Origin of the sequence: Variovorax sp. 679 (genome assembly GCF_003952185.1) — a bacterium.
Lineage (GTDB): Bacteria > Pseudomonadota > Gammaproteobacteria > Burkholderiales > Burkholderiaceae_C > Variovorax.
Genome location: NZ_RXFS01000005.1, coordinates 312,842 through 323,693 on the forward strand (window position 1 = coordinate 312,842; position 10,852 = coordinate 323,693).

The 10,852-nt window shown below is 63.6% G+C and carries 10 protein-coding genes; 9 read left to right on the forward strand and 1 reads right to left on the reverse strand.

Annotated elements, in window-relative coordinates; translation table 11 throughout:
- Positions 1-190 precede the first annotated feature (190 nt).
- From EJO71_RS14710 to rtcA, 7 genes are all read left to right on the forward strand, one after another.
- Complete coding sequence (locus tag EJO71_RS14710; RefSeq protein ID WP_125949360.1) at positions 191-1,234, forward strand: hypothetical protein; 1,044 nt, start codon at positions 191-193, stop codon at positions 1,232-1,234.
- Positions 1,231-2,457 (forward strand): RtcB family protein, encoded by a 1,227-nt coding sequence (locus tag EJO71_RS14715; RefSeq protein ID WP_125949359.1) that lies wholly within the window; start codon positions 1,231-1,233, stop codon positions 2,455-2,457. The genes EJO71_RS14710 and EJO71_RS14715 overlap by 4 nt, the downstream gene beginning before the upstream one ends.
- Positions 2,458-2,550: 93 nt before the next feature.
- The gene (locus EJO71_RS14720; RefSeq protein ID WP_125949358.1) at positions 2,551-3,192 is read left to right on the forward strand and encodes a zinc-ribbon domain containing protein; all 642 of its coding nucleotides are present in this window, start codon (positions 2,551-2,553) and stop codon (positions 3,190-3,192) included.
- Positions 3,193-3,206: 14 nt separating this feature from the next.
- Complete coding sequence (locus tag EJO71_RS14725; RefSeq protein WP_240651395.1) at positions 3,207-4,160, forward strand: ribonuclease Z; 954 nt, start codon at positions 3,207-3,209, stop codon at positions 4,158-4,160.
- A gap of 27 nt (positions 4,161-4,187) precedes the next feature.
- A complete protein-coding gene (locus tag EJO71_RS14730) occupies positions 4,188-5,063 on the forward strand; it encodes a nucleotidyltransferase domain-containing protein (RefSeq protein ID WP_125949356.1) in 876 nt (291 codons plus the stop codon).
- A gap of 118 nt (positions 5,064-5,181) precedes the next feature.
- Positions 5,182-7,257, forward strand: coding sequence for a TerD family protein (locus tag EJO71_RS14735; RefSeq protein ID WP_125949355.1), 2,076 nt, complete (start codon positions 5,182-5,184; stop codon positions 7,255-7,257).
- 32 nt (positions 7,258-7,289) lie between these two features.
- Entirely contained in the window at positions 7,290-8,354 is a 1,065-nt protein-coding gene (gene rtcA, locus EJO71_RS14740) for an RNA 3'-terminal phosphate cyclase (RefSeq protein WP_240651394.1), read from the forward strand.
- On the opposite strand, the gene EJO71_RS14745 is transcribed toward rtcA, so the two are convergent.
- Positions 8,355-8,804 carry a MarR family transcriptional regulator gene (locus tag EJO71_RS14745; protein WP_125949354.1) on the reverse strand — a complete coding sequence of 150 codons (450 nt, stop codon included), beginning with the start codon at positions 8,802-8,804 and terminating at the stop codon, positions 8,355-8,357.
- 108 nt (positions 8,805-8,912) lie between these two features.
- On the opposite strand from EJO71_RS14745, the gene EJO71_RS14750 reads away from it, so the two are divergent.
- Together EJO71_RS14750 and EJO71_RS14755 are read left to right on the forward strand one after the other, a co-directional pair.
- A complete protein-coding gene (locus EJO71_RS14750) occupies positions 8,913-9,872 on the forward strand; it encodes a tripartite tricarboxylate transporter substrate binding protein (protein WP_164546827.1) in 960 nt (319 codons plus the stop codon).
- Between the two features lie 8 nt (positions 9,873-9,880).
- Entirely contained in the window at positions 9,881-10,852 is a 972-nt protein-coding gene (locus tag EJO71_RS14755; protein ID WP_125949352.1) for an amidohydrolase family protein, read from the forward strand.

A 10,852-nucleotide genomic window follows, 5' to 3' on the forward strand; every position in this document is an offset into this window, starting at 1 on the left:
AAAAATGTTGATATTGCCGGCAGCCTGGGTAAGACCAGGTACGGCGGGCAAGTCGGTCGACGAGCAAGGTTGAGGATGCAGGTGCTGGCTCCGATGACGGGTCTGTCACTGGCGCGCGTTTCCAATCGTCGACTGGGCCATCGGACTCAAGAACCATGGTCGCCGTATTGATGCGGGTTCGAATCCCGCCGTGTCCACCAACTTTGTGAGCGAAGAATTGATTATGTACAAGCTGAATAAAAAAGAAATTGCTTCAACTTTTCACGTGAATTTGGATGGGATCGCCTCGGATCTCATTCGAGCGCACTCGCTCAAATTTACTCAGGATGTTGTGAATCTGAGTTCACCGTTGTTCCGCTGGCTAGATTTCAGGCTTCGCTATGTCGACCCAGCTCCGCGCCAAATCGTCTTCTCTGACAAGTTTTCGGTTTCCCGGATGCCCGCAAGTGTGCAAGTAGCCCTGGAAAAATTGATTCGAATGATCGAAGAGGGAAAGGACATCAATCCCTATCAAGGGCGTGGCCTCCTCAAGAACGATGTAAGCCGTGAGTTGCGTGATAGTAGAACTGACTTGTTATGGGCCGACTGGGGGATCACTCACTTCCATCTTGATGCAACACCGATTCCTGCTGGGCAGTACTTTTCCATCCCCGCCGACTATCTGGTTTTTTGTATTGTCAGTGCCGATGCTGTTGCCTTTGTCGACGTACTTAGGCATCCCCATGGGGACGGATTTAGTGATCGCTCTTTGATTGAAACTGTTCATCGAAATTGGCCCGAGTACTTGGATATGTTCAAGTTGAAGGGCGTCCTGCCGGGAGGTTCTTTGAGCCAATCAGAAATTTATCTCCTTAGAAAGAACGGAATCAACCCTCCTCTGGTTTTAGGTGACTCGGTGTACATGTCTCCTGGCATGGGCATAACCAGCGCATCGACTCCCGCAAAAGTGACTTTGATCATGCATCGCTTACAGGACACTGTTGATGAACTGGCCAAGGTCATATGCGAAGAAGAGGGTCAAGTCTCGAAAATCTTGCGGGAGAACGGATCGGGTGCACCAGTTCTTTCTCTATGCATCACGGAAAGAGGTCTCGTTGTGCACGACGAGACTTCAAATATCGCCTTCACGCTTTCGAAGTTACGCGGCATGGAGGAGGCTTGCGATTTGATGACCCCTTCATGGGCTATCGAGAAATTACTGGCGAATGCCATACCTAGAGTTGAAAAGTTATGAAGCAAGAAAACTACAACCTGCACGAAGTCGAGAACGGCGTGCCCGTGAAGATGTGGACCCGCGGCGTGCCCGTGGAAGACGAGGCGCAGAAGCAACTCGAGAACGCCGCGCGCCTGCCCATCGTGTTCAAGCACATCGCGGCCATGCCCGACGTGCACTACGGCATCGGCGCGACGGTGGGTTCGGTGATCCCGACCTTCAAGGCCATCATCCCGGCCGCGGTGGGCGTGGATATCGGTTGCGGAATGATGGCGTGCAAGACCACGCTGCATGCCAACGACCTGCCCGACAACCTGGCGCCGCTGCGCTCGGCGATCGAGAAGGCCGTGCCGCACGGCTCCAATCCCAAGCGCATGGGCCGCGACAAGGGCTCGTGGGAAACGCCGCCGAACGAAACCGACGTGGCGTGGGGTGCACTCGTGGACGAGTTCGACGCGATCTGCGAAGACTACCCGCGCCTGAAGAACACCAACAACCACAAGCACCTGGGAACGCTGGGTACGGGCAACCACTTCATCGAGGTGTGTCTGGACGAGGCGGGTTCCGTGTGGTTCATGCTGCACTCGGGTTCGCGCGGCGTGGGTAACGCCATCGGCACGCACTTCATCGAACTCGCGAAGAAGGACGCCGAGCAGCACCAACGCAACCTGCCCGACCAGGACCTGGCGTACTTCGAAGAGGGCGCCAAGTACTTCGGCGACTACGTGCGCGCGGTGGGCTGGGCCCAGAAGTTCGCGCGTGCGAACCGCGAAGTGATGATGCAGCGCGTGGTCGCGGCCGCGCGCAAGGTCATCACCAAGCCTTTCGAGGCGCACGTGGAAGCGGTGAACTGCCACCATAACTACGTGAGTCGCGAGACGCACTTCGGCGAGGACGTGCTCGTGACCCGCAAGGGCGCGGTGAGCGCGAAGGCCGGCGAGCTGGGGATCATCCCCGGAAGCATGGGCGCCAAGAGCTACATCGTGCGCGGAAAGGGCAACCCCGAGAGCTTCATGAGCTGCAGCCATGGCGCCGGTCGAAAGATGAGCCGTACGAAGGCCAAGAAGCTCTACACCGTGGCCGATCAGATCGCCGCGACGGAAGGCGTGGAATGCCGAAAGGACGCCGACGTGATCGACGAGATCCCGATGGCCTACAAGGATATCGACGCGGTGATGGATGCGCAGAAGGACCTGGTGGAGGTGGTCTACACGCTCAAGCAGGTTGTTTGCGTGAAGGGTTGAAGGTGAGGTCGAAATACGGTCTCACTGTGGCGCTGTAGAGGAAAGGCCGTCGGACGGCCTGCCCTCGCAGTGCAGTATGCGAGGGTTTGAAAGATGAAAAGCAACAAGCAACGCCGCGCCGAGATCAAAGCGCATCGCCTCGAACGTGCCGCTGCGCTGGCTGCGCGTCTGCGCGTGCAGGACGTCCGTCTGCCGCAGATCGAGTGGGCGCATCCGCTCGACTGGGAGCCGGCAGATCGGCTCGTCCTGGGGCTGTACAACAACACGTACAGTCCACTGCCCGCCTTCTATGCGGCACGCCAGTTCACCTGCCGCGATTGCGGAGCTGAAGAGGTGTGGACGGCCAAGCAGCAGAAATGGTGGTACGAGACGATGCACGGCCATATCGATAGCCGTGCCGTGCGTTGTCTTGCATGTCGACGCGCACGGCGCGAGCGATTGCGGACCGCCGCACCTGGCGCCAACCTTCTGCTTGAAAAGACGGATCGCCTGCGTGCATTGGGTGCGGCGAAGCCGAGCGCGCAAGCCAAGTCCGAAGTCGAGGCTGCACTGCAAAGCAAATGGTGGAGCCTGCGCGTCGTGGCGATACAGACAATGGGGCGCTGGGGCGGCGAGGCGAACCTTGCAAGGCTCCATGCGTTCATGGCGGCTCGTCCGGAAGGCGGGCGCCGATATTTCGGATGGGAACGGGTTGCTGCGGATGCCGCGAGGAGCGCGCTGACGCGCAGGGAGTGATCGAAAAGATGATGATGAAGCTGATTTTCCTGGGTACCTCTTCCGGCACCCCCACGCGCCACCGCAACGTCTCCGGCCTCGCGGTGCAGACGGTGCTCGGCGCCGACTGGTTCCTGATCGACTGCGGCGAGGGCACGCAGCACCGCGTGCTGCAGACGCCGCTGTCCCTGAATGACCTGGCCGCCGTCTGCATCACGCATGTGCACGGCGACCACTGCTACGGCTTGCCGGGACTGCTCGCGAGTGCAGGCATGGGCAAGCGCACGAAGCCGCTGAAGCTGATTGCGCCACTGCCGGTATGGCAATGGTTCGAGGCTACGCGTGCGTTGACCGATCTGCATCTGCCCTACGAAGTCGAGCATGTGGATCTCGAAGCGCAGCAACTGGTGTATGAGGCACCCGGAGTGCGCATCGAACGTCATGCGTTGCTGCATCGAGTGCCCAGCCACGCCTATCGCGTGCAGGTCGAGACGCGGCGCGTGCGGCTGAAGGCAGATGCGCTGCGAGCCGTCGGCTTGCCTCCCGGTCCGGCGTGGCGCGCGCTGCAGAGCGGCGACGATGTGCCCTTCGACGGCGGAGTGCTGCGAAGTGCCGACTTCGCGGATACGCAGGTCGACACGGCGGCTGCGCTGGTCGGCGGCGACAACGCCGATCCGGCGCTGCTGCGCGATGCCTGCAAGGGCGTGCAGCTGCTGGTGCACGAAGCCACCTTCACGCAGGACGCGCTCGACAAGGTCGGTCCCGGCCCGATGCACAGCTCCGCACGCCTGCTCGCCGAGTTCGCGCAGTCCGTCGAAGTGCCGAACCTGATCCTTACGCATTTCAGCGCGCGCCACCAGAACGAGGAAGGCATTGCGGCGCTGATGGCCGAGACGCAGGCGCACTACCGCGGCCATGCGTTCCTGGCCAACGACTTGGACACATACGAACTCGACAGTGCCGGCAACGTCACCGTCACCCGAAGCTGATTGAAGAAGAAAGAAAAGAAGATTGCCATGAGCACCGAAGAAGAATTCCTGCGCTCCGCCCACCCGATCGAGCCCGCCATGCGCGCGCAGATCATGGAGGCCCTGCGCGACATCGAAGCGAAGCACGACGTGACCGTGCTGTTCGCCTGCGAATCCGGCAGCCGAGGCTGGGGTTTCGCCTCGCCCGACAGCGACTACGACGTGCGCTTCATCTACGTCAACCGTCTGCCGTGGTACCTCACGGTGACGCCGCGCCGCGACGTGATCGAGGTGCCGATCAGCGGCGACCTCGACATCAACGGCTGGGACCTGCGCAAGGCGCTGGGCCTGATGCGCGAGTCGAACCCGACGCTGCTCGAATGGCTGCGCTCGCCCATCGTGTACCGCGACGACGCGGTGGCGATGCCCCGCTTTCGCGAGCTGTCGGAGGCGGTTTTCTCCAACGCGCGCGGCTGGCATCACTACAGCTCGATGGCGAAGAAGAACTTCCGCGAGCATCTGCAGGCCGACGAGGTGCGCTACAAGAAGTACCTCTACGTGCTGCGTCCGCTGCTGGCCGCGCGTTGGATCCGCTCGCAGCCCGGCGTGCCGCCGATGCGCTTCGCCGACCTGGCGCAGCGCACGCTCGACCCGGTGCGCGATGCGGCGCTGATCGACGAGATCAACGCTCTGCTCGAAGTGAAGATGCGCGCAGGCGAAGCCGCGACCAGCCCGCGCTGGAGCGGCATCCATGCGTTCATCGAATCGGAGCTTGCAGTCAACGCTGCCGAGCCGGTTACGCCGCTGCCGTCCTCCGGCAACATCGAGCTGGACGCATTCCTGTGCGAGACAGTGTTGCGCTTCGACGGCAGCGGCAAAAACGGTGCGACGGGTGTTGCTTGCGCCAAGACGGAGGTCGTATGATGTTCACGAGCGGCTATGTGGGTCCTTCCTTCTCTCATATCTGGAAACTAGGGTCTGCGCTTTCCGCTCCTTTTTTCGGGCTCCACGTTTTCTCGTGGGCCCGTCAAGGTGGCGCACGATGAACACCCGGCTGTATCTGCGCCGCCGTTGGCGTGTGCTGGCCGAGCCGGCGCACGACTCCCTGCCTCCCGTCTATCTTGCGACCCTGTACAAGGAGCTCGATGCGCTCGGTTGCACGCTGTCGCCCGCGCTCGATGCGTGCTTGTGTACCTGGGACGCCGAGTCTTTTGTGGTGTTCTACCGGGCGCTCCTGCGCGACGTGCGTGCACTGAAGGGCGCGCACCGAGAGTGGAAACCGCTGTATCCCAATTTCCCGGAGCAGGTGGCGAGCGCGAGTGTGACTACGCTCTTTCTCAACGCGATTCGCCACTATGCGAGCTTCGGCGTCGTGCGACCTGACGAAGCTGCGCTGCCCCGAGCAACGCTGGCAGAAGTGGAACGCCGCGCGGCCCTGCGTGAAATCGACCTGGGCAACCAGGAAGACTTCGAGAGGGTATTCACGCAACTGGCCGGCGCGCGCAGTTCGCTGTCGGTGCAAGACAAGGAGGACCTCGTCTGGTTCGTTCGCTTCTACCGCGGCAAGGTATATGGGTGGATGCCGGAGCACTTCGTGTCGAAGGAAAACCTGGCCGTGCTTGGTGCTGCGCTGCTGCAGGTGGAGGACCCGGGCGCGCAGGCATTCCTGGAGCCGCATCTGCAGACTGCAACCGACGTGCTGCGCCTGGCCGCGGCATTGGGCGGCGGCGATGTGTCGCTGGCCGAGCCAGCGAAGTTCCCGCGCATGAAGCGCCCGCGGCGTCGTTGGCTGATTGCGCTGATGGATCGCAGCACCAGCGTGGCCGAGGACGTGGCACGCCGCCCCGAGATGTTCAAGCGCCTCGGCGAGGTGCTGCATCCGGGTGAACACGCGAAGCGCTTTCCGGCGGCTGCTGCTGCGTTCGACGGCGTGCGCAATGGCAAGCGACCGCAGGGGTTCAACCATCACGTCGAGCGGCAGCTGGAGATGCGCGCCATCGACGAGGCGCTTGCGCTGCTGCCCACGCGACCCGGCGAGTTCGCACGCCGACTCGACCACGTGCTGCGCATCGCGCCGCAGCCAAGCGAGGTGCTGGCGCGTTTCGGCGAGGTGGTGGGCAAGGCGTCGACGGCTGTGCTTCTGCAGACGATGGTGCATTTTCGGCATCGTGGCGATCGCGCGCTGCGCAGCTTCTTCCCCAAAGGAGAGACAGCCAAGGTCTTCGCCATCGAGGACACGCGAACGCCGCTGCAGGAAGGCATTGCCGAAGAGGCGGCCGCCCTGTGCGATGCCGCATTGCTGTCGCGCTTCGCGGAGCTGCCTCCGCTCGGTCGTTGCCATGTGGATGCGGCGCTGCGCAGCTATCTGGTGCCGTTCTCGCAGCGTTCGGCATCGAAGGCGCTACGCACGCTGGTGCGCGGAAGCCGCCTGCCCATGCCCGACGCGAACATCGTGCGCCTCTTCCTCTGGTGGAAGAACGGCCGTGCCCGCACCGACGTCGACCTGTCGGCCGCGCTCTTCAACGCGCAGTACAAATACATCGACGTGCTGGCGTACTACAACCTGAAGAGCTACGGCGGCGTCCACAGCGGCGACATCGTCGATGCTCCGAAGGGGGCGGCCGAGTTCATCGACCTCGATGTAGCGTTGCTGCGAGAGAAGGGAGTGCGTTACGTGGTGAGTTCGATCAACAGCTACACCACGCAGGCCTTCTGCGACTTGCCCGAGTGCTTTGCCGGGTGGATGGCGCGGCAGGCGGCGGGGTCGGGCGAGATCTTCGAGCCCGCCACCGTCGTCGACCGGGTCGACGTGGCGGCGAACACCACGATCTGCCTGCCTGCGATCTTCGATCTGCAGGCGCGAGAGGTGATCTGGGCGGACATTGCGCTGAAACAGTACCCGCTGTGGAACAACGTGCAGAGCAATCTTGCGGGCGTGTCGCTGATGCTGCGTTCGCTGGTGGAACTGGCCAAGCCAGACCTGCACACGCTCTTCATGTTGCATGCGCGTGCGCGAGGCACGTTGGTGGACAAGGCCGAAGAGGCCGAGACGGTGTTCGGCGTGCACCGGGGAATCACGCCTTTCGATACGGACAGGATTCGCGCCGATTTCATGTAGCAGGCGCGAGGGATGAGGAAGAGAAGAACAAGATGACGATGAACGAGATGGAATCCAAGACGGTCGAACTCGACGGCTCCCAAGGCGAGGGCGGCGGCCAGATCCTGCGCACCAGCCTCGCGCTGTCGATGGTCACGGGCCAGCCCATGGCCATCGAGAAGATCCGCGCGGGTCGAGCCAAGCCGGGCCTGATGCGCCAGCACCTCGCGTGCGTGAACGCGGCCGCTGCCATCAGCGGCGCGGAAGTCGATGGCGCCGAGCTCGGGTCGCAGTCGCTGCGTTTCGTGCCCGGCCCGGTGCGCGCTGGCGAATATCGCTTCGCGATCTCCGGCGCGGGCAGCTGCATGCTTGTGCTGCAGACTGTGCTGCCGCCGCTGCTGCTTGCCGGTGCGACGAGCCATGTGCATCTGAGCGGAGGCACCCACAACCCGATGGCGCCACCTTTCCATTTCCTGGAACGCTCCTTCGCCCCGCTGGTTCGCCGCCTGGGCGCGGACCTGCAGCTGACGCTGCGTCGCTGCGGTTTCTATCCGGCCGGCGGTGGCGAGGTCGAGGCGGTCATCGAGCCGGCAGCCGGCGCGCTGCAGGGCTTCGACCTGATGACGCGCGGTGCTCACCACTCGAACTACGCCGAGTGCCTGGCGCCCGGTATCCCGCGCCATGTGCCGACGCGCGAGCTCGACACGCTGGGCGGCGCGATGGGATGGTCCGGCGAGCAGCTGCGCTTCGGCTCGGTGCGCCAGAACGAAGGCCCGGGCAATGCGTTGATGGCCACGCTGGCCTACGAGAACGTCACCGAGGTGTTCACCGCCTTCGGTGAGAAGTCGCTGAGCGCCGAGCAGGTGGCGCACGGGCTGGTGAAGGAACTGCGCGCGTTCCAGAAGAGCGAGGCTGCGGTCGGCCCGCACCTTGCGGATCAGCTCGCGCTGCTATTGGCGCTCGCAGCGTGGCAGGGCAAGACGGAGTGCGCCTTCACCTGCAGCGAGGTGACCGAGCACACGCGCACCAACTGCGCGGTGATCGAGCGCTTCCTGCCGGTGCGCTTCGTGATCGACGAAAGCCGCCAGGTTTCGACGGTGCGGGTCTCTCCGGTCTGATCAGGCCAGCGGCGTCGCGTTGGCGTAAAGGCGCAGCAGCATCGCGCGCAGCGTCTTCACTTCCGCCGCGCTGAAGTCCGAGGTCGCAACGGCCTCGTAGTGCTGTGCGAGCGGGATCAGCTCCAGCGTCAGCGTAAGCCCGCGCTCGGTGAGCGCTATGCGCACCGCTCGCTTGTCGGTGTCGCATTTCTCGCGCGCCACCAGTTCATGCGCCGCCAGCCGGTCGACGATGCGCGACAGCGCAGACAGGTCGGTGGACGCGTGCGTGGCCAGTTCCGACAGCGTCTGCCGCGGCGTGTGCTGCAGCGACGCGCAAACGCGCCATTCGCTGAGGCTCAATCCGTAGGGCTTCAATGCCTTTGCGAAGGCATTGCCCATGCGCGCGCCGGCGCGTGCCAGCAGGAAGGGGATCGCCTTCTCGAGGTCGTGGTCTTGGGGGAGGGTTTTCATCTAGACATGCTTGAACAATCAAGTATATAGTCCGCCGCAATTGCTTGAATAATCAAGCAAATGGAGACGAAGATGAATCTGAGGATTTCCCGGAGAGCTGCTCTTTCATTGGCTCTTGCGTCCTTCTTTCCCTGGGCAGCGCCGCTGGCGCAGGCTCAGGGCACTGCGGCCCGGTGGCCGCAGCAGGCGGTGCGCTTCGTGGTGCCGTTTCCGGCGGGCTCCGCGCCCGACGTGCTGATCCGCCATGTGGGCGCCAAGCTCGGCGAGAAGTGGGGGCAGGGCGTGATCGTCGACAACAAGCCCGGCGGCAGCGGCGTGATCGGCATGAACGCGATCCTCGCTGCACCCGCCGACGGCCACACCTTCGGCTTCGTGCAGGGCTCGGCGATCTCGGTGGCGCCCAGCACCATCAAGGGCGTGACCTACGACTTCAACCGCGACTTCGTGCCGGTCACGCTCGCGGCCGTCGCGCCCTTCATGCTCGCGGTGCCGGCCAATTCGCCCTACAAGACGCTCGCCGACTTCATCGCGGCGGCCCGTGCGAAGCCGCAGGGCATCGAGGTTGCCGACAACGGCCGCGGCACGGCACCGCACCTGGCCTCGGCTCTGCTGGGGCTGCAGTCAGGTGCGCAGTTCCTCGAGGTGCACTACCCCGGTGGCGCGCAGGCCATGCAGGCCACGCTGGGCGGCCAGACGCAGATGATGGTCGAGACCTACAACGTGGTCGCCGGCAACGTGCAGGGCGGACGCATGCGCGTGCTCGCAAGCATGGGCGATCGCGTCGAGGCGGGGCTGGAGCAGTTCCCGCTCGCGAGCAGGACAGTGCCGGGCGCGGTGGCACACGGCTGGTTCGCCGTCATCGCGAAGAAGGGCGTCGATCCGCAGGTGCTCGCGAAGCTCAACAAGGACATGAACGAAGCGCTGCTGCTGCCTGACGTGGTCGCCAAGTCGCGCGAGCTGGGCACCTATCCGCGTCCCGGCACCCCCGAACAGCTCGCGAGCTACATCGCCGAGGACCGCAAGACCTGGCAGTCCGTGCTGGACAAGCTCAACATCAAACCGGAGTGATTTCCCCCATGAAGAACAAGATTGCGCTCGAAGAGCATTTCGCGATCGACCTGACGATTGCCGACTCGCAGGTGTACGCCCGCCCCGAGATGTGGCAGGGCCTCAAGAGCAACCTGCTCGACTTCGAGCAGCAGCGCATCGAGCAGATGGACGAGTGGGGCACCGAGCTGTCGATCCTCTCGCTCAACTCGCCAGCGGTGCAAGGCATTCCCGATGCGAAGCGAGCCATCGAAGTGGCGCAGCGCGCGAACGACGTGCTGGCCGAACAGGTCAGGCGCTATCCCACGCGTTTCGGCGGGTTCGCCGCGTTGCCCATGCAAGACCCAGAAGCCGCTGCGCGCGAGCTGGAGCGTTGCGTGACGCAGTTGGGCTTCCACGGCTTTCTGGTCAACGGTTTCTCGCAGGTGGGTAACGAGAACACCGTCGTCTACTACGACGACCCGCGCTTCGCCGATTTCTGGGCGACCGCGGCCGCATTGAAGAAGCCCTTCTACATGCACCCGCGTGACCCGCTGCTGAGCCGCGAGCCCATCTACGAAGGCGCGCACTGGCTCACCGGCCCGACCTGGGCTTTCGCGGTGGAGACTGGCATCCACGCCCTGCGCCTGCTGTCGAGCGGCCTGTTCGATCGCCACCCCGATCTGCAGATGATCCTCGGCCACTTCGGCGAAGGCATTCCGTTCAACATCTGGCGCGTCGACCACATCCTGCGCAAGGGTCGTCGCGGCATGCCATGCGACAAGGAGATCGGCGACTACCTGCGCAGCAACGTGCACATCACGACCAGCGGCAACTTCCGCACGCCCACGCTGCTGTCGACCATGCTCGAGGTGGGAGCGGACCGCATCATGTACTCGGTCGACTATCCGTTCGAGAAGCACGAGGACGCGGCGCGCTGGTTCGACAAGTGCGAGATCAGCGAGAACGACCGCCGCAAGATCGGCCGCGACAACGCTATCAAGCTGTTCGGGTTGAAGTGA

Coding starts and splice junctions, on each gene's coding strand:
- EJO71_RS14715 (WP_125949359.1), top strand. CDS start 1,231: ATGAAGCAAGAAAACTACAACCTGCACGAAGTCGAGAACGGCGTGCCC.
- EJO71_RS14720 (WP_125949358.1), top strand. CDS start 2,551: ATGAAAAGCAACAAGCAACGCCGCGCCGAGATCAAAGCGCATCGCCTC.
- EJO71_RS14725 (WP_240651395.1), top strand. CDS start 3,207: ATGAAGCTGATTTTCCTGGGTACCTCTTCCGGCACCCCCACGCGCCAC.
- EJO71_RS14730 (WP_125949356.1), top strand. CDS start 4,188: ATGAGCACCGAAGAAGAATTCCTGCGCTCCGCCCACCCGATCGAGCCC.
- EJO71_RS14735 (WP_125949355.1), top strand. CDS start 5,182: ATGAACACCCGGCTGTATCTGCGCCGCCGTTGGCGTGTGCTGGCCGAG.
- rtcA (WP_240651394.1), top strand. CDS start 7,290: ATGACGATGAACGAGATGGAATCCAAGACGGTCGAACTCGACGGCTCC.
- EJO71_RS14745 (WP_125949354.1), bottom strand. CDS start 8,804: ATGAAAACCCTCCCCCAAGACCACGACCTCGAGAAGGCGATCCCCTTC.
- EJO71_RS14755 (WP_125949352.1), top strand. CDS start 9,881: ATGAAGAACAAGATTGCGCTCGAAGAGCATTTCGCGATCGACCTGACG.